Below are 24,137 nucleotides of genomic sequence, written 5' to 3'. Positions count from 1 at the left end.
CGGCGACGGCGTGGGCGCAGGTTCGAAGCAGAACCAGATCGGCCTCGGCGTCGGCCTGATCCACCGCTTCTGATGTCCCGTGGCGGGCACGCATCGCATCCGGAAGTGCACGGAAGCCCGCCTTCGGGCCTGAAAAGCCGCTGAAACCCGGAATGGTGTATTCAGCATTGCCATGCGCGCGTCAATGGCAGGAAGCTCACCGGCTTTGCCAGTCGACAGCAAGCCGCGGACAGCACGTGCTGCAAGACCCGTCATTCACCACGTTGAAACCGGGTGACTTCGATCGCCTGGAACTCCACCCACACGCCACCTGCGCGGGAGAACCTTGACGCAGGCCGGAGTCAGCCGATCGCAACGAGGTAACCGTCTTCGCGTTCAAGCGTGACGAAGCGAGTCGCCCCAAGGCGCATTGGCTCCGGCGATGGCATCGAGCAGGGCCAGGCGTTTGCGTATGCAGACAACCAGCGCGACCTTGGGTCGTTTGCCGGCGACGTTCGCGCATAGGTCGAACGCTTCGATGGCAGGGCGCGTTGCGCTCGACATTGCCACGTCAAGCACGCGATGAAGCGTGAAGCGCCCGCCCTGCCCGCGTCGTCGCCCCCGGCGCCCGCAAGTGCAAGCACCGGGCGCAACACCGACGAGCGCCGTAGCCCGACGCTCGCTGCGTATTGAGTGACATCGCGATCAAAAATCGAAAATATCCGGAGTATTGTCCAGCCGCATTGAAACGCACGACACTGCAACAATCAAAATCAATATTTAATAAAGAAAATTTCCCCTCTTTAACTCGGCCGTACGTCACCCCCGCCAATCGCCCCGGGCATCGCACCCTGCCTCGCCCAGTCGCACAACGCCCCTCAGCCGCACACCGTCGATGCGGCGTTGCCGATCCCGCCAACGCCACCGACAAGATCATTTCATATTTCTCACCAAATCATGACTTGATTAACAGCGGAGACATGAAAAATCAATATCACAGAAAATATCTTGTAATTATAAAAATGGCCTCCTAGCATGCCTCTGCTGTACGCGACATGTCTTATATCAAAGTCATTACTTGATGCATTCCTCGAACAAACCCATCCATAACCTGGGGAATTACATGAAGAAATTGTCTCGTCTGCTGCCCATCACCGCGATTACCGTTGCGAGTCTCAGCGCTTTTGCCCAGGCCGGCGACCAGCCCGCCGCGGTCGACAAAGCCCTGCAACTGATCCAGCAGAACCCGTCCGCCTTCAGCCTCGCCACTGGCGGCACGGCACGTGCGTTGAAGTTCGCAGGGCCGCAAGCCAGCGCGCCGACGGACGGCGATCAGTTCCAGGTACGCGACGTGATCGTCGACCCCGACGGCACCGAGCACGTGCGCTTCGACCGCTTCTACGCGGGCCTGCCCGTGATCGGCGGTGACGTCGTCGTCCATTCGAGCAAGGGGCAGTTGAAGCAGGCGAGCCTGACCCAGCTCGCGCCGATCAATCTCGCCGGCACGATCGGCAAGGTCGGAAACCGCTCGGTGGTACGCAACGCACCCGACGTCGGCGCGACCCGGGCCAGGAACGTCGCGGCCGCGCGTTTCAACTCGGACGTGCGCCGCGTCGAAGACGCGGAGCTCGTCGTGTTCGCCCGCGACGTCGCGCCGACGCTGGCCTATGCGGTGCGCGTATTCGGCAAGGCGACCGATACGCATGGCGACGCCGTGCTGTACTACGTCGACGCGCGCACCGGCAACGTGCTCGACGCACAGGACCTGATCAAGACCGCCGCCGCGACCGGCACCGGCCGCTCGCTGTACTACGGCAACCTGACGCTCACGACGGACCAGACCGGCACGAACGCGTACCGGATGCTCGATCCGAGCCGCGGCGGCGGCTCGGTCTACGATGGCCGCGGCCTGAGCTCGGACGACGTCGAACAGGCGACCGACCTGTCGATCTTCACGAGCAGCACGAACGTGTGGGGCAACAACGCGACGACCGACCGGCAGACCGTCGCCGCCGACATCGATTACGGGCTTGCGTTAACTTGGGACTACTACAAGACGACGCACAACCGCAACGGCATCTTCAACGATGGCCGCGGCGTGAAGAGCTACGCGCACGTGGTGTTCAACACCGGCAGCGGCACGACGGGCGCGAACGCGGCATGGCTGTCGTCGCGCGTGATGGCGTACGGCGACGGTGATCCGGGCACCCGCCTGCCGAAACCCGTCGTATCGGTCGATGTCGCCGGGCACGAAATGAGCCACGGCGTGACCGAGGCCACCGCCAACCTGAACTATTCGGGCGACGCGGGCGGCCTGAACGAAGCGACGTCCGATATTTTCGGCACGCTGGTGAAGTTCTACGCGAACAACCCGAACGATCCCGGCAACTACGTGATCGGTGCGCGCATCGTGAGCGGCGGCCTGCGCAAGATGTACAAGCAGGATCTCGACGGCCGGTCGTTCGCCTGCTACCCGTCCGGCGGCTTCTCGTGGTCGAACCCGCGCCACGATCCGCATTACACGTCGGGGATCGGCAACCGCTTCTTCTACCTGCTGTCGGAAGGCCCGGCGGTGCCGTCGACCGACACCGGCCTGTCGAGGACGCAACTGGTCTGCAATGGCGACACGACCTTCAGCGGCCTGGGCCGCGACAAGGCCGGCAAGATCTGGTACCGGACGCTGACCGTGTACCTGAACGCCAACTCGAGCTACCCGAACGCACGGCGCGCGTCGATCCAGGCGGCAAACGACCTGTATGGTGCGAACTCGGCAGAAAGCACAACGGTTGCACGCGCCTGGAGTGCAGTCGGCGTGAACTGATCGCGCGTGTGCGGGTACGCCGAACGCCCGCAGATCGCGTGACGGCACGCCGTTTCGACGGAGAACGAGCCGATCGACGTCGCGCGGTACTCACGCGAATGACGGGCAGATGTCGATCAACCGCCTGCAATGTCAGGCGGTTGATCGGCAAACAGCGGCACACCAAATCCCGGCCGGAGCCGGGCGCGTCATCGCAGGCCGCACGTCCCGATGCGCGTCAGATTCCGCGCTTCCTGCGCCCGCCGTCGCTCATCGAAGCGCTTGCGCGGCCCGCTTCACCGCGTCGTAGCGATCCATCCTCATCTGCCCCAGCTGTGCGGTCACCGCCTCCAGGATCTCGGGCGCCGCGCGCTCCGGCCGTCCGCAGTCGAACGGCGGCGCCGGGGCATACTCGATGGATAGTTGCACCGACTGAGCATGGGCGGCCCCCGCAATTTCCGCCATCACCGTCAGTGCCATGTCGATGCCTGCCGTGATGCCGCCACCGGTGATCAGGTTCCCGTCGCGCACCACGCGCGCGTCATCGACGGTCGCACCGAACGCCGGCACCAGGTCGAGCCACGACCAGTGACATGTGGCCCGCTTGCCGCGCAACAACCCTGCCGCCCCCAGCAACAGCGAGCCGGTGCACACCGACGTGACATAGCGCGCCCCGTCTGCCAGCCGGCGCAGCTCGCGCACGTATTCCGCATCGCCCAGCGCCTCGATCACGCCGAGGCCACCCGGCACGCATACGAGGTCCGCATGCGGGATATCGGCCAGGCGCCTGACGTTCGCGATCGTCAGGCCGCCATCGGCCTCGATCGTCCCGCCGGTTGACGAAGCCAGCACGCATTGCGCGCCGGGCAGGCGCAGGAACACCTCGTAGGGCCCGGCGAAATCGAGTTGCGTCACGTTCTCGAACAACGCGAAGACGACGACATACGGCGCAGCAGTCATGACACGAATCTCCTTTCAGTGGATTGACACCTCGCATGGTCGCGCTCTATCGTGATGGCTGCAATGTCGCTATCCCCACTTTTCCTGCCATGCCCCATCGCGTCGCCGTGCTCGTGTATCCGGACTTCCAGCTGCTCGACGCGGCCGGCCCCATCGCTGCCTTCGAAATTGCCGGCCGCTATCGCAGCGGTCACTACACGCTGCGCACGATCGCCGCGGAAGCCGGCCTCGTGCGCAGCTCGTCCGGTGTCAGCTGGGCCGCCGAAGCGCTTCCTGCGGTCAGCACGATCGACACGCTGCTCGTCGCCGGCAGCGACGACATGGATTCCCCGATGTCCGATCCGCGCGTGCTGCGCTTCGTGCAGCGCTGCGCGCGACGCGGCGTGCGCGTGACGAGCGTGTGCTCGGGCAGCCTGTTGCTGGCCGCGGCAGGCTTGCTCGACGACCGGCGCGCGACCACGCACTGGTCCTGCAGCGAACGATTTGCGCGGCAGTTTCCACAGGTGCGCCTCGAGCCCGATCTCATCTACGTGGAAGACGGTCCGTTCTGGACCAGCGCCGGCATCAGCGCCGGTATCGATCTCGCGCTCGCGCTGGTCGGCAACGATCTGGGCGAGCACGTTGCGCGCCTCGTCGCGCGCCAGTTGGTGGTCTACTACCGGCGGCCCGGCGGACAATCGCAGTTTTCCGCGCTGATCGAGATGAACTGCGCACGCGGCCGCTTCAACCCGCTGCTCGATCACGTGCGCAGCAACCTTGCCGTGCGTCACCGCGTCAGCGATCTGGCCGAGCGCGCGTGCATGAGCCCGCGACACTTCGCGCGTGCGTTTCAGGCGGAAACGGGGCTCACCCCGGCGAAAGCGGTGGAGAAACTGCGCGTGGAAGCCGCGCGCGCCGCGCTCGAAAGCGGCGCAGCGTCGCTGCAGCGCGTGGCGCAGGAATGCGGCTTCGGCGACACCGAGAACCTGCGCCGCAGCTTCCAGCGTCTGCTGGGCGTGCCGCCATCGACCCTGCGGGTGCGCTGAAGCGAGGTTCGGGATCGCGTGGTTGACGAACGTCGCGCACCGCACCGACAGCGCATTGCCGTTTCGCCCGACGCGCCGGATGCATGACCGTAAGCACCGTTGCCGCCTGTGCGGCCTCCACGAGGCTGACTATTGGCCTGGACGGTCACTTCCTGAGCCCCTTCTCCTCCCACCAGTCCCAGGACTTCAGTGCCTGGCGCGCAACCCTGCCGCCGAGATACGCGAGCGTGTCGCTCGTCATCGACAGCGATTTCCTGTTCACGATCCAGAAATCCGTCAGCTCGGATTTATTCCCGGCAAGCAGATCCGCAATGGTGCGGCCATTGAGGTGGGTCAACGCGACACCATGACCGAAGCATCCGCCCGAATAGATGATGCGTTCATCGTCGATGAAGCTGATCTCGGGAGCCATGTCCATGGTGATCGAAACGGGGCCACCCCATCGATAGTCGATGCGCGTGTTCTTCAGCTGAGGGTAGATCCACTTGAGATGATCCTCACAATGCTGCCACGCCACCGGTGCCGAAACCTCATTCGTGGCCCCGGTCCGGTAAGTGATCGCGTCGCCGCCGCCCATGATGATCCGGCCGTCGGCCGTCGGCCTGAAATAGTGCAGCATCTGCCGGTTGTCCCCGAACGATTGCCGCTCGCTCCAGCCGATGCTTTCCCATTGCGCGTCGCTCAGCGGTTCGGTGACGACCTGATAGGTCCAGAGGGGATACTGGCGCGCGCGCAGCCGTTCCGGGCCCGGAATCTCACGGGAGTAAGCGTTTGTCGCGACGACCAGCTTGTCAGCCATGATCTTTCCATTCGGTGTACTGATTGAAATGGCGGACGACGTTCGTTCGATATTCGTCACCTGGGTGGTCTCGTAAATGACGACACCGGCCGATTCGGCCAGCGACTTGAGCGCCCGCACCTGCTTGCAGGGATCGAGGTACCCGGTATTCGATTCGTAGATGCCGCCCGCAAAGCGTTCCGAATGGAAATCCTGCTGAAACTGCTCTGCGCTCCGCCATACCATGTCGTCGTCAATGCCCAGCTTCTGGAACAGTGCGTAGGTCTTCTGCATCCGGCCCAGTTGCGGCTTCGTGTAGGTGGCGCGCACCAGCCCGCTGTGCCGGTAATCCGACTGGACGCCGTTCTCCTCGATCAGGCTCCTGGTATGCGCTACCGCGAGCGTCAGGTAGCGATGCGCGTCGATCATTTTCTGCTCGCCCCAGCGCAGCAGGACCATCTCCGGCTCGAGACCGAACATCTTCGTGCTGAAGCCTGCGTTGCGGCCACTGGAACCGAAACCGATGATGGCGGCTTCCAGCACGACGACGCGTGCGTTGGGGTGATCCTTTTTGAACTGCCACGCCGTATTCAGCCCCGTGAAGCCGCCCCCGACTATCGCAACGTCGACCTTGAGATCTTCCGTCAAGGCGGGATTGGGCGAATACGCGCCATAGGCGTGCTGCCAGAACGATCTGCTTTGATGCAGGGAGGCTTGATCAAGTGACATGGTGGTGTTTTCGCGTAACGGGATCGGATGCCGAGGCAGCCGGGTTCTTCTGCTTCGGCAGTGGAGCGACATGGTTGCCGGGCGATCCGGCCGGCGCATGAGCAACGCCTTCGCGCTCGCGTGCCTTCGACAGGCCCGCGGGCGTCGGAGCCGTCACCGTGTCGTCACGGCAATGACCCATCGCATGCCCCGCAGCCAGGTCGCTTTGAAGCTTTTCACTTTTCATCCATATTTCTTGACCACGAATTTTCCGTCGTACTTTTCGAGGAACGAATCGATCTTCCGGGCCAGGACGGCATCCTGGCCGTCGAGCGAAAGCCGCATCATCTCGATCTGGAAATCCTCCTGATCGACCATGTAATCCAGGAAGAGTCTTGAATCCGATGGGCCGATGTTTCTCAGCTTGCGCAGCTCGTCGCAATAGACGACGGTCTTGGCGTGCACGAACTTCAGGAATGGCCTCAAAAGACATTTCGGAACGGATCCGATCACCCACGCCTTGATTCGCGTTCCGGCTCCGGGAGTCGTGCCGATTCCCCATCGAGCCGCCGCCTGACGATAAACGGGCGCATTGAACTCTTCCAACTTCAGATAGGCCGCCCAGAGCGGCTGACGCGGATCGCCGTCGAGACGATTCGCCAGGCGCCCGATGGCACGAAGCGCAAATGCCCGATTCTGGACTTCGCCCTTGAATCCTTTGGCAAATTGACTGGAAGGCATCAAGATAATTACCTCGCGTAGCGCATGTCCGGCCAGCCCTCACCGCGTCGGGTGAAATTGGACGGTTGCCCGATTCAGATCCGGCAATTGACAAACAGGGCAGGCAAGCACGCTATCGGCCATCGGCGCGATGGCAGAAGGCCGGCCCTCGATGAATGAGAACGTGTGCCGCGACTCGACGTCGCGACACGTTCGACTTACGTTGCTTCGGACAGCCTGGCCTCGAACGCGTTGATGGCGGCTGCAATGGCACCGTCGAGATAGCCTTGCATCTGCGCCGACACCAACGGGCGCCCCACCAGCGGATTGGCCACGCCGTCAGGACGGGTTGTCACGGCCACCGCGCGACGATGCGTGAACGTATCGAAGCCCGTCTTGCCGTGATAGGCGCCCGAACCGGAATTGCCGATTCCACCGAACGGCGCACCGGGAAGCAGTGCATGCAGCAACCCGTCGTTACGCGTGACCCCGCCGCTCGTCGTGCAATCGAGGAAGCGCCGGAAATCGGCGCCGTCGTCGCCGTACCAGTAGGCGGCAAGCGGCGCAGGACGTGCCGAGATGTATTCGATGGGCTCCTGCAAATCGTCGTATCCGTACACGACAAGCACCGGCCCGAATACTTCCTCGTCGGCAATCTCTGCCGACGCAGGAACATCGACCAGGATCGTCGGCGCAATCCTGCGCGATGCACGATCGGGGAGCCGCCCAGCCTCGCCTTCCGGCGCCGCCACGGTTTTTTTCGCGCCCTTCGCGACCGCGTCGTCCACGAGGCCAACGATCCGGTCGAAATTGCGCTCGTTGACGATGGACACGACCGCGGGATTGTCCAGATAGGTATCGAATATAGAGTTGTACTGAGCAATCAGTTTGTCAACGAAAGCCGTCACGATGCCTCTGGGCACCCAGACATAATCCGGACACAGGCAAACTTGCCCGCCGTTCACCACACGCGTGGCGGCAATTCTGCTGACTGCCAGATCCAGATCGGCATCGGGCGCCACGATGACCGGGTTCTTTCCGCCCAGCTCGGTTGTCACGGGAACGAGATGCTTCGCTGCCGCCTGCGCGACGATCGCCCCGATCTTCGGAGAGCCGGTGAAGAACAGGTGGTCGAACCGCAACCCCGAGAAGAACTGTGACGTCGACAGATCGCCGTGGACGAAGGCCACCTCCGCCTCGTCGAACGTGTCGGAGATGATCTTCGCCAGCAAGCGCCCGGTTTCAACCTGGTACTCCGGGAAGTTCATCATGACGCGATTCCCGGCGGCCAGCGCGCTCAGGGCCGGCTCGAATGTGAGCGTCACCGGAAAATTCCATGCGCCCATGACACCCACGACACCCTTGGGTTTTGGCTGAATGAAACCGCCCGGGATGGCCTCAGGTTCCATCCACTTCTCGATGTTGTCGAGCGTGTGGAGTATGTCTTCGGACCAGGGCAGCGCTTCGAGCGCCTTGGTCAGCTCGGGCGGACGGTTGCCGTAGTCGGCGCTCAGGGCCGCCGCAATCGCATCGAAGTTGGAAAGAACGGCAATTGCGAGCCGCCCCACTCGCGACTTTCGTACCGCAGCCGAAGCCCCGCCCTCGGCAAGGAATGCCGCACGCTGAACGTCGAGAATGCGTTCCAGCTCTGCCTTTTCATACGTCATGGTAGTTCCCTTTCAAATTGAGGTGCCGGATGCGCACCCCATCGACATCGACTGCCCGCCCCCGGCCAGGGCCGCGCGCAAACCCGGTGGATGGCACGTCCCGCGTTCGGCCCGATCGGCGCTTCATTTCGTCGATCCGATACAATTGTGTCACACGACCTATTTTTCGTTATACAACACAATCCTGGGCCGCGCAACGTCGCGTCCTGCTGCGATGCGACAAGCCCGTGGGAACTCAAGCCAGCGATGCCGGCGTGCAATCGCACCAGGCACGCGTCGACAGGCCGATTCAACGGGAAACGCGCACGAAATACCAATCATCCGACGCACTCAGGCCACCGACAACGCGCCGATCATCGAGCAGGGCCACTGCATCGGAAACAGGCGGCGAGCCACATCCGACTGCCGCCCCCACCGTCTCGGCACCATCCCGCGACTTGCCATTTTCGGTCAAATGACCTATAACGATGCATTCCCGCACCTCGAGACCTCGTCCGGAGGCATCGCGCCACACGGCGCCTTCGTGCGCCGGCGCGGGGAGGACGGCGCTCCGCGAGCACCGTCGGCTTGACCGTCGTATCGACAACGGGATGAAGGGTTTTTTGAAGCCGGCTACGTCAGGCGACACGGGCGTGTCGTGACCGGGCGCGGCAGAAACGTGACCAGGAGAGGGATACCATGGCAACGATCGATCATTCGGCCGGCCACGACTCAGATGTACTCATCATTGGCGCCGGTCTCGCGGGGATGAAGGCCGCGCTCGAACTCAGGAAGGCCGGGAAGCGGGTCGTGATTCTCGAGGCGCGCGACAGAGTCGGCGGCCGGTCGATGCCGGGAGAAGTCGGCGGTCAAACGGTCGACTTCGGGGGCCAATGGGTCGGCGCATCACAAAGGCTGCTGCGCGAACAAGCGACGGAGCTCGGCGTGCCGATGTACAGCCAATATACGAAGGGCAACAGCCTCGTCAATATCGACGGGAAAGTTCATGCGTATTCCAGCACGCCGAAGCTCCCGTTCCTGTCGACCCTGGAACTGGGTCTGACCTTGCATCGATGGAAGCGCGACATGCAGACGCTCCCGGTCGGCGCGCCGTGGCTGGCCGAGAACGCGCTCCAGTGGGATGCGATGTCGATCGAGGTCTGGATCGACAAGCATGTGGACACTGCTGCCGCCCGCGACTTTGCCCGCCTGATCACCAGCGCGATCACCTGCACCGAGACCCTGCATGTGTCGTATCTGTTCTTCCTGGAGTGCCTGCGACAGGGGGGTGGCCTCGAAACGATGATGGGTGTCGAAGGCGGTGCACAACAGGACAAGTTCCTGGGCGGCGCGTGGCTGATCCCGAAAGGAATGGCCGAGCGGCTGAACGGGTGCATCGTGCTCGACGCACCGGTGAGCACGATCGAACAAGATGCGAACGGCGTTCGCGCGATATGTCCGCAAGGCACGTACGAGGCGAAGGCCGCAATCGTCACCGCGCCTCCCGCGCTCGCCTCCCGTATTCGCTTCACGCCTCCGCTGCCCGTCAAACGCGCAGGACTGCTGCAAAGAATGCAGATGGGTGCCGTCATCAAGATGCACGTGGCCTACCCTACCCCGTTCTGGCGCAGTCGCGGGCTCAATGGTTCGGTTGCCAGCGCCGGCCGTCATCTGGGTTTCGTGTTCGATCAGTCGCCGGCCGACGAAAGTGTCGGCGTGCTGGTGGGCTTGATCGAGGGAAACCACGCACTTGAACTGAGCGGGCTCGGCAAGGGAGCACGTCATTGCCGATCTCGTGCATTACTTCGGCGACGAAGCGGCGGCGCCTCTCGACTATGCGGACTACGACTGGACGACGGACGAATGGGCGCTCGGCGGGTACGCATCCCATATGCCGCCCGGCGTCCTGACCTCGTACGGTGATAGTATTCGCGAACCGTTCGGCCGCATTCATTGGGCCGGTACGGAGACCGCCACGGCATGCATCGGCTATTTCGAGGGGGCACTGGAGTCCGGGATCCGCGCAGCCGACGAGGTGATGAAAGCACTGCGCTGACCCGTTGCCGCCGGGCCTTTGTGGCCGGAGGCCGATCAACACCGTGCAGCCGCCTGGCCCGGGTTCCCGCTCGGCCGGCGTCCGTCCGGGCCGGGTTCCACGCGTTCCGTTGCCCCGCTATCCGGCCGATCGTGTCAGCCGCATCGACAACGCAAAACTGTCCGCAGGGTGCACCGTCACGGAGAATTCGAATGCCTCCCCGGTGGCGTCCAGATAGCGGCGCGAAATCTTCAGCACTGCTGCGCCAGGCTCGAGCCCGAGTCCCTTCCCGATGCGCTCGTCCGACAGAGTCGATGCGCGCACATCCTGCTCGATCTCGGCAATCTGGCGGCCATAGCGCGATTCGATCAGCGCGCTGACCAGTTCCGTCGATTTGCGCACCCGCTCGCCGATGTCCGTGTACGCCGGATCGATGTAGATGTCCGTCCAGGCCATCGGGGCGTCGGTCCGGCCCTCCTCCAGACGAATGCTGGAGATTCGCAGTAAAGGTGTCCCCTCCGCGCAGCCGATCTCGCGCGCCAGCGCCCCTTTCACCTTGACCGTTCCCACCGATTGCACGTGGCGCGAATGCTCGACGCCGAACTGGACGAGATCGTCCACCGAGGCAAGCGTCGGCCGGAACCTGGCCTTGGGCCGCGACGCCTCGACCCGCGTGCCCACGTTTTTGCGGCGCGACACGAGCCCTTGGTCCTGCAATTCCTGCAGCACGGCTCGGATCGTGTAACGGCTCGCGTTGAACTGCTCGCACAACTCGAATTCGGTGGGCAGCAGTGAGCCGACCGGGAAGCGCCCGCTGGCGATCCCGTCTAGAAGTTGCCTGGCGATCTCCGCCGCGTTGGTTTTGCTCATCTGGTTCGCCAACATCACGTTTCATTCGAATTGGGTAAACCCGGATTTGCCAAACATGTTCGAACATATCTAATGCGATTTGTTCGAACATATTAGCCAACCCGACCTCCCACCACAAGGTAGCACCATGCTCCACAACGCCATTCCCGCCGCCAGCACCGTCGTCGATTCCGCGCTCTTCCGGGATGCCTTCGGCACGAAGAAGATGCGCCAGATCTTCTCCGACGGCGCGCTCGTGCAGCGCTATATCGACGTCGAGATCGCGCTGGCGAAGGCTGAGGCACGCGTCGGCGTGATCCCGAATGAAGCCGCCGAGGTCATCGCGAGCGAGTCGCGCATCGAGCGGATCGACTTCGACCACATGCGCGAGGAAACCGACATCGTCGGCTATCCGATCCTGCCGCTGGTCCATCAGCTCGTGACGATGTGCGGCGAAGCAGGCCGTTACGTGCACTGGGGGGCGACCACGCAGGACATCATGGACACCGCCGTCGCCCTCCAGGTACGCGACGCACTCGACAGCATCGACGCCGACATTCGCGAACTGCGCGGCATTCTCGCAGATTTGTCGACGAAGCACCGCGATACCGCGATGGCCGGGCGCACGCACCTGCAACAGGCGTTGCCGGTGACCTTCGGCTACAAGACCGCGATCTGGCTCGCGATGTTCGACCGGCACCAGCAGCGTATCGCCGAACTGCGCCCTCGCGTGGCCGTGGTGGAATTCGCCGGCGCGGCCGGCACGCTGGCATCGGTCGGCGAGAAGGGCTTTGCGATCCAGCAGGCGCTGGCCAAGGAGCTGGGCCTGGGTGTGCCGGCCACCACCTGGCACGTGGCGCGCGATGGCTTCGCCGAAGCGGTCAACCTGCTCGCGCTTGTCACCGGCTCGCTCGGCAAGATCGCACTCGACATCATGATCATGGCGTCGACCGAGTTCGCGGAAGTCTACGAGCCGTTCGTGAAGGGGCGCGGCGCCAGCAGCACGATGCCGCAGAAGCGCAATCCCATTTCCAGCGAACTGATGCTGGCTGCCGCCAAGGCCGTGCGCCAGCACGCCGGGCTGATGGTCGATGCCATGGTGCAGGACTTCGAGCGCGCCACCGGCCCATGGCACGCCGAGTGGATCGCCATTCCTGAGAGCTTCATCCTGACCTCGGGCGCGCTCCACCAGGCGAAATTCGCGCTGGGCGGGCTGATCGTCGACACCGCTCGCATGCGGCACAACCTCGATATCTCCAACGGCCTGATCGTGGCCGAGGCCGTGATGATGGGCATGGCGCCGCATATCGGCCGTCAGCAGGCCCACGACGTGGTGTACGACGCCTGCCGCACCGTCAACGAAGCCGGCGGCACGCTGGCCGACGCGCTCAGCGCGCTGCCGGCCGTCACGCAGCATCTCGACCGTGCGGCCATCGAGCGCCTGTGCGACCCGGCCAACTATCTCGGCCTCGCCCCGCAGATGGTGGATCGCGCCATCGAACTCTCGAACAAGGTGGCCTGAACACAGGCCCCGGTGGAGGTAGACATCATGCAAGACCCGACCATCCATACCCTCGCAGTTCCGCCAGCCGCGCCGCCGGCCGCCCCGCGGCTTCCGTGGTATCGCAAGCTCGGCATGCAGGTGCTCGTCTCACTGCTCCTCGGCATCGGCGTCGGCTTCGTGTTCCCGACCTTCGCCGCGAAGCTGAAGCTGCTGGGCGACATGTTCCTGTCGCTCATCAAGGTCGGCGTGGCGCCCCTCGTATTCCTGACCATCGTGCACGGCATCGCGTCGGCGGGCGACGCGAAGAGCGCCGGGCGCGTGGGCTGGCGCTCGATTCTCTACTTCGAGGTGATTTCGACCGTCGCGCTGATGGTCGGCATGCTCGCGGGCAATCTGCTGGAAATCGGGAAGGGGATGGCCCACGTCACAACCGGCACCATCACGCCGGCAACAAAGGTCGTGGCGCCGCAGGGCTTCCTCGAATTCATGATGCACATCGTGCCCGACAACTTCGTCGGCGCATTTGCCAAGGGCGAACTGCTGCAGGTCGTGGTGCTGGCGGTCATGGTCGGCATCGGGATCCTGGCCATTCCGGAGACGCGCCGCGCGACCATCAACCGTGGCCTCGACAACCTCTCCGACGTGCTGTTCTCCTTCATCAATCTCGTGATGAAGCTCGCGCCGATCGGCACCTTCGGCGCAGTGGCCTATTCGGTGGGCATCAATGGGTCAGCCGTCCTGGTCGCACTGGCGCAATTCGTGCTGAGCTTCTACGCGGTGGTGGTGCTGTTCATCGCCGTCGTGCTCGGCATCGTCGCAAAAGTGGCCGGCTTCAGCCTGTGGCGCTTCCTGAGGTACATCAAGGACGAGATCCTGATCGTGCTCGGCACGGCCTCGTCGGAAAGCGCACTGCCGCGCCTTCTGATCAAGCTCCAGCGGCTGGGCTGCGCCAAGCAGACCGTCGGTCTGGTGCTGCCTACCGGCTACGCTTTCAACCTCGACGGCACGTCGATCTTCATGGCGATGGGCGTGATGTTCATCTCCCATGCGTATGGTGTGCCGCTGACGCTCGACCACCAGTTCGGCATCCTGGTGCTGATGCTGCTGACGTCGAAAGGCGCGGCCACGGTATCCGGCGGCTCGTTCGTGGTGTTTGCCGCGACGGTGACATCGACCGGGATACTGCCGGTGGAAGGGCTGGCCGTGATCTTTGGCGTCTACCGCTTCCTGTCCATGGCCGTCTCGACCTGCAACACCATCGGCAACAGTGTGGCGACGGTGGTCGTGGCGAAGTGGTCGGGCACGTTCGATGCCGAGACCGCGAAGCGCCATCTTTATCCCGAGCGCCATCCCGACCTGGCCGCAGCCGACGCCGCGCTCGACGACGGCACCCTGCCGGGCGACGACGCCAATGCGGTGGATCCTCATTCGCCGGGCGGCCCGCTGCAACGCACGACGGCTGCCTGACCCCGACAACGCTCCCTGAATTCATCATGACAACGTACCGCATCGAGAATGACTCGTCCGGCCCGGTGGACATTCCCGCCGACCGCTATTGGGGCGCCCAGACGCAGCGCGCGCTGACCGTGTTTGCGGTCGGGGAGGAACGCTTCCCCGACTGCCTCGTCCATGCTTTCGGCCTGCACAAGATGGCCGCCGCCCACGCCAACATGCGCTGCGGCGTACTTGACGCAGGGCTCGGTGCAGACATCGTGGCCGCCGCGGAAGAGCTGCGCTGCGGCCGATTCGACGATCACTTCCCGCTTTCCATCTGGCAGACCGGCTCTGGCACCCAAACCAACATGAACGCCAACGAGGTGATCGCGAACCGGGCCAACGAACGGCTGGGGCAGCCGCTGGGCACCCGGTCTCCCGTGCATCCGAACGACCATGTGAACGCCTCGCAGTCGTCCAACGACAGTTTTCCGTCGGTCATGCACATGAGCGCTGCGATCGAACTGGAAGACCGGCTGGCCCCGGCGCTTCGCCGGTTGCGCGACAGCCTGCGCGAACGCGCCGGCGCGTTCACCGACGTGCTGAAAATCGGTCGCACCCACCTGATGGACGCGGTCCCCACCACGCTCGGCCGTAGCTTCGACGGCTTCACCGCGCAGGTCGACAATGCGCTGGCGCGCCTGCACGACACGATGCCCCGCCTGCTTGTCCTGCCGCAGGGCGGTACGGCGGCAGGGACCGGTCTGAACGCCCCGCCCGGCTTCGACCGTGCATTCTGCGAGGAAGCGAGCCGGCTGAGCGGCCTGGCATTCCGTCCGAATCCTTGCAAGGTCGAAGGCATGGCCGCGCACGACGCATTGCTCGAGCTCTCCGGCGCGCTCAACGTGATCGCCGCGTCGTTCACCAAGATCGCGAATGACCTGCGCTGGATGAGTTCCGGCCCGAACGCCGGCATCGGCGAATTGCTGCTGCCGGACGACGGGTTGACGTCCTCCATCATGCCCGGCAAGCGCAATCCGACCATCGCCGAGGTCATGGTGCAAACAGCGATGCAGGTGGCAGGCAATCATGTGACGGTAACGATGGCCGCCGCGTCCGGCAGCTTCGAACTGAACGTGGCAAAACCGGTGCTGATCTACAACGTCCTTCAGTCGATCCGGCTGCTCGCGGACGGCGCGAACATGGTGGCCACTCGGCTCATTCCAGGCATCCAGCCGGCAGGAGAACGACTGGCGCGCGACCTGCAAAGCCCGTTGCTCGCCGTCACCGCACTCAACCCGGTGCTGGGTTACGACAAGGCAGCTTCCATCACCCGCCATGCCCGTGGCCGCAGGATCGCGCCGCGCGAGGCGGCGATCGAACTCGGCCTGCTGGATGGAGAGACGTTCGACAGGCTGGTCGATCTCCGCCGCATGGCGGGGGGATGACATCCGGTCGATACCGAGCGGACCGTCGGGATGCAGCGATCCAACCGCTTGGGAGCGTCGTCGATCGAGGCCGGGCCCGGCCAGCCCTCGGCCGTTCGCGATCGCTGACAGACGGTCGTCGGGCGGCCGCGTCCCGCTCGAACGACGGACCTTCGAGGTCCGACCGTGTCGGACGGGCCTCGGCCGTCATCGTCGCCCGCCGCGATCGACGAACGCACCCGTCACGGGCCGGGCCCTGCATCCCGCCATCTGCCGGATTCGTGTCGTGCGGGCACTGAGCCGACAACGCGCTATATTCTTGTCCGAGGCAGGACAACGCACTCGCATCCGCAGAAGCCCGCCCGTCATCGCCGCATTCCCCGACGCGCATCTCCACCCAGCGAGAACGACAAACATGGACCACGCGCAGTACTTCAGCCAGAGCTCGATCCAGGCCGCGAATCTTCGCCTGCACTATCTGTCGCAGTTGCTGCGCGAACAAACGGGCTCGATCGTCCAGTACGGCATCCTTCGCGGGTTTCCGGTCGGCGTCAGTCACTGGGCGGAGGTCGCGGTCGGCGGCTACCTGCTCGGCACCTACGAGATCGCCGTATGCGCGATCCTGGAGGCGCTCGGCTCCCCCGACAAGGTGCTGGTCGACCTCGGCGCCGCCGACGGGATCTTCGGCATCGGCCTGGTCAGGAACAACGTCTTTGCCCGCAGCCTGTGCTTCGAGATGGACGAGCAACGCCGCCAGGCGATCCAGCACCGCGCCGCGGAGATGGGGCTGGCGGACCGCGTCGCCGTCCACGGCAAGGCCGATCGCAACCTGCCCGCGATCCTCGCGGAGCATGGCGGAGATCCGGCCGGCCGGGTCATCCTGTGCGATATCGAGGGCGCGGAATTCGACCTGTTCGACGCCACCCTGCTGGAACAGCTTGCCGGCAGCCACGTGATCATCGAGATCCACGATTTCCTGCTTTCCGACCCGGCGCAAGCCGCGCGCGCGTTCGACGAACTGAGCCAGCGCGCCAGCCAGCATTTCCACGTGTACGAGATTCGCGACGGGCTGCGGGACATCCGCAACATTCCGCTGCTGCGCCACTGGTCGGACTGGGACGCATGGTTGATGTGCGTCGAGGCGCGTTACCGGATGATGCGATGGCTCTGGCTCGAGCCGAAAAGCCAGCCGCGGCGTGACGGCCCGGACATCGATCGCCTGATCCTCGACTACCAGCGCCGGATCTTCGCCGCCTGACATCCTCGCGCCATTACGGGCGATGCCGATCGCCGGGAAGCAATTGCATGCGCCCTCTTCATGCGATCGCGACAGGAATCGATCGCGGCATCGGCAACACCACGTCCATTTCAGAAAGACCCCAGTGGATCTGCCTGCGGTGGCGCACCTGTGCGGCACCCACCGCAGTCGTACCGGGTGGCCCCGGTACGACTGCGCGTTACTGCGGTGCAGCCGGAACCGGCTGCGCCGTGTTCGTCTGGCTCGCAAACTGCGGCAGGGCCAGGGACGCTGCGCCGAATTCGTTCACGCACGCGTCGGCATAGCTGCGCAGTTTCTCCTTCACCCACGCGCCGCCATTGCCCGTGAGCGTGTCGTAATCCGGCAGATCGGCCGAATACTCCGGTACCCGGCTGCACACGCCTTCCGCAAGCACGGTTTTGGAACGCGCGTCGATGAGACGGATCTTCGCGGAATAAACCAGCCGATAGGTGCCCCAGTGGTTGGGGAAATACGTGTACATCCAGTTGATCGTTCGGCTGTCCATGATCAGGTCGTTGCCCGGGTATTGCGCGACGAGCACATCGAGCGCATCCGTGGCCAGCGGTTTGGCGTCGCCTGCCGGCTTGACGACAACCCCGTATTTTTCAGCGAGCGCTTTTGCAAGGCCGTTGCCGATCGCGACCGCCGGGTCGGCAATCCGGTTGTCCCGAACGAAGCTGTTGCCGGTGCTGATCATGACGGCCCCGCCGATCAGGCCGAACATGGCCTTGCCCGGTGTCATCGCGCTGAAGCTGGGTGTTTCATAGGTGCTGACGACGATCGTCTTGCCACCCAACGCTGCCGTGCCGTCTTGCGAAATGGCCTTGTGCTGTACCGAAACGCACCCTGTCAGAAACGTTGAAACGGCAATGGAAGCCAGGCACGACACGCAACGCACATTCATCTCGTTTTTCCAGATTATTAATATTCGTTTTCATCAAAACGAGGCACTCGATAATGCTCGTTTGGTATTTTTTAACAAATAGCCGACCCGCCGTATCGGCCACATTTACACGAACCCCCGCATGTAACCATTTGTAACGCAGCTGAAAAACACAGTCAAGCATGAAGCAATGCATTCGCGAATGCACGGCCTGCCTGAACCATTCCGCACTCATGCCGCGAGTGCCACGCGCATCCCGAATCCTGCTCCGCCTCGCGTTGACAGCGCGTGCGCCAGCTCACTTATACGTGTCGATCGTTTACCGGAAAAGAGATTTGACGTTTAGTTTTCCGCACCGGGAAAACCCGGATCTTCGTTAAGGTTTTCTATACGTGGCGCGAAGAAAAACTCGTTAGCGACGCGCTTTTTTTCTTCTTACCCTTCGTCCGTGTGTCGAACTCATTGACGCATGTCATTCATTTTCTTGACCGGTCAAAGCCAGACTTTACTCAACATCAATTGGCAATCAACGAGGCGGGAGGTCATTTTGAAACGAACATTGATAATGTTTGCGCTGGTCGCTTTGAGCACGACTGCCTTTGCTCAGTACCAGGGCGCGTACTACCAATGGCGGGACGGAAGCGACGTGAAGTGTTCGGCCAATGCGCCGAATGCCGCATGGAAATTGATCAGTGGTCCGTACTTTGATGGCGAATGCAGTCAACCGCTGCCGAAGCGCTCCGATCTGCCCGCCCCGCCGGCGACACCCGCGAGTGGAGGGACGGCAAAGTGAAGCGCACCCGACTCGCAACGCTGCTTTGGACGACCGTGCTGGGGCTCGCCGGTTGCGGCGGCGATACCCAATCCGACACGGCTGCGTCGCCCCCCGTGGCCGGCCAGACCGCCTCCCCGTCCGCGCCGACGACCGGCCCCGCCGATCCTGCGCCTTCCCTGATCCCGCCGAACGGCGCCACCAACCCGCCTCCGGCAGCCCAGTACGCAGGCTGCATGAACGCAGGCGTCACGCCATCGGTTGAAGAGCAGCGGCTCGTCAACGTGCTGCCGGGGGGCACCACGCCGTTCGCCGACCAGTTGCTCGCCGCTGCCGGCTTCGACCAGTTCGGGCCGAACTTCGTCAGGCAGCTCTGCACCGACGGCGCGATCCACTCGTTTGCCGACGCGGTCCGCACGGTCAAGATTTCCGGGCAGGCACTGTGGCAGGCAACGGTCGACCGCGTACAGGGCCGGCAGGTGGCCGGCACACTGCCGCAAAGCGACGACCGGATGCTTTACTGGGCGCGCCTGAAGATGACGCTGGCGCTGCGCCAATGGGTGCCGCAGGCATCGCTGACGACCGAGCAACGGGCGCAGCTGCAATGGGTACTCGAACGTGCGTCGCGCGGACAATATGCGATGAGCTTCCCGTCGGGCGCCGGCATCAAGCGGATCATCGTCAGCGGGTTCGATCCGTTCACGCTGGGCACGCCGGGCGCGAACCACCCGTCCACCAACATCAGGACGGGCAATCCGTCAGGCGCTGTCGCGCTCGCACTCAACAATCGGCAGATCCGGCTGGCCGACGGGTCGACCGCCGTGATCCAGACCTACCTGCTGCCGGTCGACTACGATCCGTTCCGCAAGGGCATGCAGGAACATACGCTCGCCCCTTTCTTCACGGGCGCCGAACGGGTGAATGCGTCGATCACGATGAGCCAGGGCGGAGAGGGAGAATTCTGGATCGAGAACTGGCACGGCCGTTATCACGCGGCCGCGTACCCCGACAATCTCGGCACGACGATCGGCAACCCGCGGGCGGCCCCGCTGTTGCCCGGCATGCAGGACGCGGACATCTATCCGCCGGATGACGTTCTGGGCTTCGATCCGCAACCGTGGCAAGCCTATCTGCCCAAGCAGTTCACGACGACCACGCTACCGTTCGATGCGATGATTGCGGCGAATTCCGGCGCGGCAATCACCCTGCCGGGTGCGTCGCAACCTGGCGGATACGCGGTGATCTGGCATACGGACCATTCCGAATTCACCGACTGCGGCAATGCCGCGAGCGTCGTGAGCTTCACCGGTTCGGATACGTATCCGCCGACCACGGCGCCGACCGCGCCCGCGGTACTTTCATGCGCGCAGAACGGCGGCGGCGGAAACTACCTGTCGAACGAAAGCGGCTACCGGAACACCTTGCTGCGCGACACGCTCGCACCCGACGGAAAGATCTTCGCAGGCCATCTTCATACGCCCGTGATGACGCACTTCTCGAATGGCGATGACGCGAAGCTGACCGATCCGATGTTCGAATCGTATCGAAACACCATCGTCCAGCAGTCGAGCAACCTCGTCATGGCCATGGCGAAGGCCATCCCGTAGACGCGCCGACGCCACGACGCCCGCTTGCCGGCGCGTACAGACCCCGGCCGTCACGCCACCGGCCGGGGTGTTTGTCAAATTACTTGAAGGAGCGACAACCGGCCGACGCTTTGCCTTACCATCCGCCCGTCAACCCAATGTTGAACACGGCTGGCCACGACCGTCCGACGCGGTCGCGGCGCTTATTTTCAGGGGCCCGAGCCGGGCACCGGTTTGCTTCGAACGGTACGACCCGATCATGTTCCAGACACCCGGAGATTCCTTCGTCAACGGCTCGTTGCTGGGCCTGTGCGTCGAGGTGCCGCTTGCCGCACTGGTTTCGCTGGCCATGCACGGCGTCGACTGGAACGGCCAGCGCATCGCGCTGCTCGTCGCCACGCCGGTGCTGATCGCATGCATTGCGCTGCTGACCCGCCCGGTGGCGTTCAGCACGGTGTGGAAACACAAGCGCTCCCCGTTCGTGCTCGACGACAATGTTCGCGCCTCGATTTACGGCCGGCTCTGCGGGATCGCGCTCGGGGTCGTATTCGGCATCATGGTCGCGACGACGTTCGCCTGATCCCGGCAGGTCCGGCTTCGAATCCGGCACGCGGCGTCCCGCGCCGATCGCGTCACCCCGTCGCCACCACCGCATTGAACGACGTATCCCACAACGGCGCGACCCGGGCCGGGCCGTCCAGCACGCCGATGCGGGCAAACACGTCCGCGACCTGCTGGTGCTGCGCCACCACGTCGGGCGTCACCGGCAGCAGCGCGTAGTCTTCGCTGCGCTGATCGAACATCGCGACGAGATCGGCAGCCGGCACGCGCGTCTCGCGGTTCTGCGCGAGCGCATAGTCGCGGAAATGCCCGTTCGCCCACGCATACGCATGCCGGAACCGCAGCAACAGATCGCCCGTGGCCGCGCGGCGGCGCGCATCGTCGAGCGTGCGGGGATTCGCGTACACCGGAAAATTCCCCGACAGATAGCCCTTCCCCGTCTTCAGCACGCGAGCGCCGTAGCGGTTGCGCGCGAGCTGGCCGTTGTAACCGTAGATCGCCCACGCGTCGATGTCGCCGCGGTCGTACGCGGACAAGCCGTCGGTCGGCGACAGGTTGACCGGCTGGATGTCGTCGAAGCTCAGCCCGGCCTCCGCAAGCTGGCGATACAGGAAATAGTGCGACGTCGTCGCGCGCACGTAGCCGACGCGCTTGCCCTTCAGGTCCGCGATGCTGCGAATCGGCGTGTCCTTGCGGGCAAGCGTAACCTGGTTGTTGAGGTCTTCGCGCACCCGCGAAATGAACCGCACGCTGGCTTTCTGGCGCGCGGCGAACACGGCCGGAATTTCGCTGCCCGAACCGATATCGAGCGCGTCCGCATTCAGTGCCTCGATATGCAGCACGCCGTTGTTCAGCTCGCGCCAGTCGATCCGGTATGGCGTGTCGCCGAGCCCGGCCGCCTGCAGCAGCGCGCGCCAGCCGCCCTTGTAGGTCGCGACGCGCAATGTCGTACCGGCGAGATCGGCGGACGCGGCCTGCGCGGCGAACGCGGCAACCGGGCTCGCCGCGACCGCGGCGCCGGCAAGCAGCAAGCGGCGGCGTGCCGCCGAAATGGACGACATCGGATGCTCCTGTCGATCGGATAACGGATAGGACGTGATACGGCGCGTCAATGCAGCGCCGGAAACCCGTGGCGCTCGGCCAGCAGCTCGAGGATACGGCGCGCGTCGGTAACGAAGCGCACGTCGCCGAGCGTCTGCGCGTCGTCCGGCGCGGGCTGGTCGCGGCCGAGCACGAGAACCGGCAGGCCCTGGTGCGCGTCGTCGAGCACCTCGATCACGGCCGGCCGCGGCCGCTCGAAGCCCACGCGCTTCACGTCGAGGCGGCCGGCGCGCTCGGGTTCACTCGCCAGCAGCCCTTCGATCGACAGCCCGTGCGGGCAGACGAAGCGCTGCCCCGGATGCTTCGGATCGGCAAAGCCCGGCTCCAGCAGAAACAGTACATCGCGACTCATGTCGAACGGCTCCCGTGTTGATTGTTCAGCCGGGACGCACACGCGCTTGCGCACGTTCGCGTTCCCGGTGCATGCCGGCCTGCGACCGGATGCCCGACTCTACCGTTACGCCTGGCACGGCCCTACCAACGTTTTGCGGAATCGATATGCTTGCGCGCGTAGCGCATCGGCCGGTCGCCGCCTAGCGGGTCGTTGCGTAAACGCATCGCAACGCGAACGACCGCTATTGCGGACATCGAACGATTTCATCGATCGATATGACGGCGCACGCGCATTTCCGGCGGGCGACGTTCGCGGTCCGCGCGATGCGTTCGCCGCAGCATGCGTGCCGGACGCGATCGCGGCACACCTGGCGGGCGGGCGGCAACGCACATTACAAATCGGCGGCGCAGCGATTTACAAACCACGGATCGGCCGTTCGTCGGCGCGCCCGTCGTCAATAGCATCGTGATCCTCACAGAGGTACCCATAAAAACAGAGGATAGTCATGATCAAAAAATCGGTAGTCCTGGGTTTGGTTTCGATCGGTTCGGTCAGTGCGCACGCGCAGAGTTCGGTCACGTTGTACGGCGTCGTCGACGCCGGTATCGCCTATACGAACAACCAGGGCGGCGCGAGCAACATCCAGCAGACGAGCGGCAAGCTGAGCGGCAGCCGCTGGGGCCTGAAAGGCACGGAAGATCTCGGCGGGGGCCTGCAGGCGGTCTTCACGCTGGAAAGCGGCTTCCGGCCGAGCGACGGCGGGCTCGGCCAGGGCGGCCGCCTGTTCGGCCGGTCCGCGTACGTGGGCCTCGGCAAGAAAGGGCTCGGCACGCTGACCTTCGGCCGCCAGTACGAGCCGATCACCGATCTCGTCGCGCAGTACTCGGGAGCGGGCTTCTGGTCGCCGGCCACGCACGTGGGCGACAACGACAACCTGAACCAGAGCTTCCGGCTGAACAACGCGGTGAAGTTCCGCAGCGACACGATCGCCGGCTTCACGGCCGACTTGCTCTACGCGTTCAGCAACCAGGCCAGCGGCGGTGCGGGCACCGGGTTCTCGAACAACAACGCGTGGGGCGCATCCGCGAATTACGTGAACGGCCCGCTGTCGATCGGCGGCGGCTACGTGCGCTTCAATCATCCGAACTCGACGTCGAACACGAGCGGTGCGGTGGGCGGCGCAACCTCGACCACCGGCAACGACTACAGCGGCGCGTTCTTCTACGGGCTGAACGGCGGCGTGCTCAAGCAGCAGATCGGCGCGCTGGGCGCGAACTACGCGCTCGGCCGCACGACGCTCGGCTTCGCGTGGAGCCACACGCAGCTCGACTATCTCGACGGCTCGTCGCGCAAGTTCAACAACTACGACGTCAACGCGCGCTACCAGATCACGCCGTCGGCCACGCTGATCGGTGTCTACACGTTCACCGACGGGCGCGCGAGCGGCCTGCCGGGCACCAGCGGCCAGACGCTGAAACCGCGCTGGCACCAGTTCACGCTCGGGTTCGACTATGCGTTGTCGAAGCGCACCGATATCTACGTGTCGGGCATCTACCAGCTTGCGGCCGGCGATGCGAGCACGGCAACGCCGGGCGGCTATCGCAAGATCGCGGCGATCTCGAACATCGGCAGCGCGTCGTCGACGAACCGCCAGCTCGCGTTCGTCAGCGGGCTGCGCGTGAAGTTCTGACGGCACGCGCATCGGGCGCGGCGCGATAAGCAAAGCGGGAATCGTTGTTTGCCGCGCCACGCCGGG

19 protein-coding genes and 1 pseudogene are annotated in these 24,137 nt (G+C 64.3%); 12 read left to right on the top strand and 8 right to left on the bottom strand.

Annotation, left to right across the window (positions count from 1 at the left end; genetic code table 11):
- Positions 1-668: 668 nt before the first annotated feature.
- Both BLA15945_RS28780 and BLA15945_RS28775 read left to right on the top strand, forming a co-directional pair.
- Positions 669-1,013 (top strand): hypothetical protein, encoded by a 345-nt coding sequence (locus tag BLA15945_RS28780; RefSeq protein ID WP_174993974.1) that lies wholly within the window; start codon positions 669-671, stop codon positions 1,011-1,013.
- A gap of 89 nt (positions 1,014-1,102) precedes the next feature.
- Entirely contained in the window at positions 1,103-2,800 is a 1,698-nt protein-coding gene (locus tag BLA15945_RS28775) for a M4 family metallopeptidase (protein WP_174993973.1), read from the top strand.
- Between the two features lie 249 nt (positions 2,801-3,049).
- Here the strand turns inward: BLA15945_RS28775 and BLA15945_RS28770 are convergent, their stop codons facing one another.
- Positions 3,050-3,739, bottom strand: a complete 690-nt coding sequence (locus tag BLA15945_RS28770) for a DJ-1/PfpI family protein (RefSeq protein WP_174993972.1) — start codon at positions 3,737-3,739, stop codon at positions 3,050-3,052.
- An 89-nt stretch (positions 3,740-3,828) separates the two neighbouring features.
- On the opposite strand from BLA15945_RS28770, the gene BLA15945_RS28765 reads away from it, so the two are divergent.
- Positions 3,829-4,764, top strand: coding sequence for a GlxA family transcriptional regulator (locus BLA15945_RS28765; RefSeq protein WP_174993971.1), 936 nt, complete (start codon positions 3,829-3,831; stop codon positions 4,762-4,764).
- 145 nt (positions 4,765-4,909) lie between these two features.
- Here BLA15945_RS28765 and BLA15945_RS28760 read toward each other — a convergent pair whose 3' ends face one another.
- From BLA15945_RS28760 to BLA15945_RS28750, 3 genes are all read right to left on the bottom strand, one after another.
- Positions 4,910-6,271 (bottom strand): NAD(P)/FAD-dependent oxidoreductase, encoded by a 1,362-nt coding sequence (locus tag BLA15945_RS28760; protein WP_174993970.1) that lies wholly within the window; start codon positions 6,269-6,271, stop codon positions 4,910-4,912.
- Positions 6,272-6,493: 222 nt separating this feature from the next.
- Positions 6,494-6,994 carry a hypothetical protein gene (locus BLA15945_RS28755; RefSeq protein WP_217468173.1) on the bottom strand — a complete coding sequence of 167 codons (501 nt, stop codon included), beginning with the start codon at positions 6,992-6,994 and terminating at the stop codon, positions 6,494-6,496.
- Positions 6,995-7,188: 194 nt separating this feature from the next.
- Entirely contained in the window at positions 7,189-8,637 is a 1,449-nt protein-coding gene (locus BLA15945_RS28750; RefSeq protein ID WP_174993969.1) for an aldehyde dehydrogenase family protein, read from the bottom strand.
- 678 nt (positions 8,638-9,315) lie between these two features.
- Between BLA15945_RS28750 and BLA15945_RS28745 the strand changes: the two are divergent.
- A pseudogene (locus tag BLA15945_RS28745) lies at positions 9,316-10,672 on the top strand (flavin monoamine oxidase family protein).
- Between the two features lie 117 nt (positions 10,673-10,789).
- Here the strand turns inward: BLA15945_RS28745 and BLA15945_RS28740 are convergent.
- Positions 10,790-11,521 carry a GntR family transcriptional regulator gene (locus tag BLA15945_RS28740; RefSeq protein WP_059242477.1) on the bottom strand — a complete coding sequence of 244 codons (732 nt, stop codon included), beginning with the start codon at positions 11,519-11,521 and terminating at the stop codon, positions 10,790-10,792.
- Between the two features lie 127 nt (positions 11,522-11,648).
- Here BLA15945_RS28740 and pcaB point away from each other — a divergent pair, with 127 nt between their 5' ends.
- The 4 genes from pcaB (at position 11,649) to BLA15945_RS28720 (ending at position 17,123) form a co-directional block, all read left to right on the top strand.
- Positions 11,649-13,022, top strand: a complete 1,374-nt coding sequence (gene pcaB, locus BLA15945_RS28735; protein ID WP_174993968.1) for a 3-carboxy-cis,cis-muconate cycloisomerase — start codon at positions 11,649-11,651, stop codon at positions 13,020-13,022.
- Between the two features lie 27 nt (positions 13,023-13,049).
- Positions 13,050-14,471: a cation:dicarboxylate symporter family transporter gene (locus BLA15945_RS28730; RefSeq protein ID WP_174993967.1), complete on the top strand. Its 1,422-nt coding sequence runs from the start codon at positions 13,050-13,052 to the stop codon at positions 14,469-14,471.
- A gap of 26 nt (positions 14,472-14,497) precedes the next feature.
- Entirely contained in the window at positions 14,498-15,886 is a 1,389-nt protein-coding gene (locus tag BLA15945_RS28725; RefSeq protein ID WP_174993966.1) for a class II fumarate hydratase, read from the top strand.
- A gap of 394 nt (positions 15,887-16,280) precedes the next feature.
- Complete coding sequence (locus BLA15945_RS28720; RefSeq protein ID WP_059241854.1) at positions 16,281-17,123, top strand: hypothetical protein; 843 nt, start codon at positions 16,281-16,283, stop codon at positions 17,121-17,123.
- Positions 17,124-17,322: 199 nt separating this feature from the next.
- Here the strand turns inward: BLA15945_RS28720 and BLA15945_RS28715 are convergent, their stop codons facing one another.
- On the bottom strand, positions 17,323-18,048 hold the full coding sequence (locus tag BLA15945_RS28715; RefSeq protein ID WP_174993965.1) for a hypothetical protein: 726 nt from the start codon (positions 18,046-18,048) through the stop codon (positions 17,323-17,325).
- A 448-nt stretch (positions 18,049-18,496) separates the two neighbouring features.
- Here BLA15945_RS28715 and BLA15945_RS28710 point away from each other — a divergent pair, with 448 nt between their 5' ends.
- The 3 genes from BLA15945_RS28710 (at position 18,497) to BLA15945_RS28700 (ending at position 20,965) form a co-directional block, all read left to right on the top strand.
- On the top strand, positions 18,497-18,820 hold the full coding sequence (locus BLA15945_RS28710; RefSeq protein WP_174993964.1) for a hypothetical protein: 324 nt from the start codon (positions 18,497-18,499) through the stop codon (positions 18,818-18,820).
- Entirely contained in the window at positions 18,817-20,406 is a 1,590-nt protein-coding gene (locus tag BLA15945_RS28705) for a hypothetical protein (protein ID WP_233464320.1), read from the top strand. The genes BLA15945_RS28710 and BLA15945_RS28705 overlap by 4 nt, the downstream gene beginning before the upstream one ends.
- Positions 20,407-20,644: 238 nt before the next feature.
- Positions 20,645-20,965, top strand: a complete 321-nt coding sequence (locus BLA15945_RS28700; RefSeq protein ID WP_059241860.1) for a hypothetical protein — start codon at positions 20,645-20,647, stop codon at positions 20,963-20,965.
- A gap of 52 nt (positions 20,966-21,017) precedes the next feature.
- Here the strand turns inward: BLA15945_RS28700 and BLA15945_RS28695 are convergent, their stop codons facing one another.
- Positions 21,018-22,007, bottom strand: coding sequence for an ABC transporter substrate-binding protein (locus BLA15945_RS28695; RefSeq protein WP_174993963.1), 990 nt, complete (start codon positions 22,005-22,007; stop codon positions 21,018-21,020).
- A 47-nt stretch (positions 22,008-22,054) separates the two neighbouring features.
- Positions 22,055-22,399, bottom strand: a complete 345-nt coding sequence (locus BLA15945_RS28690; RefSeq protein ID WP_059241864.1) for a DUF3088 domain-containing protein — start codon at positions 22,397-22,399, stop codon at positions 22,055-22,057.
- Positions 22,400-22,886: 487 nt separating this feature from the next.
- Between BLA15945_RS28690 and BLA15945_RS28685 the strand changes: the two genes are divergently transcribed.
- The gene (locus BLA15945_RS28685) at positions 22,887-24,071 is read left to right on the top strand and encodes a porin (RefSeq protein ID WP_059241867.1); all 1,185 of its coding nucleotides are present in this window, start codon (positions 22,887-22,889) and stop codon (positions 24,069-24,071) included.
- The last annotated feature ends 66 nt before the right edge of the window (positions 24,072-24,137 follow it).

The sequence above is a fragment of the Burkholderia arboris genome, assembly GCF_902499125.1.
GTDB classification, from domain to species: domain Bacteria; phylum Pseudomonadota; class Gammaproteobacteria; order Burkholderiales; family Burkholderiaceae; genus Burkholderia; species Burkholderia arboris.
The sequence above is the reverse complement of the archived record's forward strand: the minus strand, read 5'-3'. Positions and strand labels throughout refer to the sequence as shown.

What these genes read in the sequence shown, in the direction of transcription:
- BLA15945_RS28775 (WP_174993973.1), top strand. Translation starts at nt 1,103, where the DNA reads ATGAAGAAATTGTCTCGTCTGCTGCCCATCACCGCGATTACCGTTGCG.
- BLA15945_RS28770 (WP_174993972.1), bottom strand. Translation starts at nt 3,739, where the DNA reads ATGACTGCTGCGCCGTATGTCGTCGTCTTCGCGTTGTTCGAGAACGTG.
- BLA15945_RS28765 (WP_174993971.1), top strand. Translation starts at nt 3,829, where the DNA reads ATGCCCCATCGCGTCGCCGTGCTCGTGTATCCGGACTTCCAGCTGCTC.
- BLA15945_RS28760 (WP_174993970.1), bottom strand. Translation starts at nt 6,271, where the DNA reads ATGTCACTTGATCAAGCCTCCCTGCATCAAAGCAGATCGTTCTGGCAG.
- BLA15945_RS28750 (WP_174993969.1), bottom strand. Translation starts at nt 8,637, where the DNA reads ATGACGTATGAAAAGGCAGAGCTGGAACGCATTCTCGACGTTCAGCGT.
- BLA15945_RS28740 (WP_059242477.1), bottom strand. Translation starts at nt 11,521, where the DNA reads ATGAGCAAAACCAACGCGGCGGAGATCGCCAGGCAACTTCTAGACGGG.
- pcaB (WP_174993968.1), top strand. Translation starts at nt 11,649, where the DNA reads ATGCTCCACAACGCCATTCCCGCCGCCAGCACCGTCGTCGATTCCGCG.
- BLA15945_RS28730 (WP_174993967.1), top strand. Translation starts at nt 13,050, where the DNA reads ATGCAAGACCCGACCATCCATACCCTCGCAGTTCCGCCAGCCGCGCCG.
- BLA15945_RS28725 (WP_174993966.1), top strand. Translation starts at nt 14,498, where the DNA reads ATGACAACGTACCGCATCGAGAATGACTCGTCCGGCCCGGTGGACATT.
- BLA15945_RS28720 (WP_059241854.1), top strand. Translation starts at nt 16,281, where the DNA reads ATGGACCACGCGCAGTACTTCAGCCAGAGCTCGATCCAGGCCGCGAAT.
- BLA15945_RS28715 (WP_174993965.1), bottom strand. Translation starts at nt 18,048, where the DNA reads ATGAATGTGCGTTGCGTGTCGTGCCTGGCTTCCATTGCCGTTTCAACG.
- BLA15945_RS28710 (WP_174993964.1), top strand. Translation starts at nt 18,497, where the DNA reads ATGTCATTCATTTTCTTGACCGGTCAAAGCCAGACTTTACTCAACATC.
- BLA15945_RS28700 (WP_059241860.1), top strand. Translation starts at nt 20,645, where the DNA reads ATGTTCCAGACACCCGGAGATTCCTTCGTCAACGGCTCGTTGCTGGGC.
- BLA15945_RS28695 (WP_174993963.1), bottom strand. Translation starts at nt 22,007, where the DNA reads ATGTCGTCCATTTCGGCGGCACGCCGCCGCTTGCTGCTTGCCGGCGCC.
- BLA15945_RS28690 (WP_059241864.1), bottom strand. Translation starts at nt 22,399, where the DNA reads ATGAGTCGCGATGTACTGTTTCTGCTGGAGCCGGGCTTTGCCGATCCG.
- BLA15945_RS28685 (WP_059241867.1), top strand. Translation starts at nt 22,887, where the DNA reads ATGATCAAAAAATCGGTAGTCCTGGGTTTGGTTTCGATCGGTTCGGTC.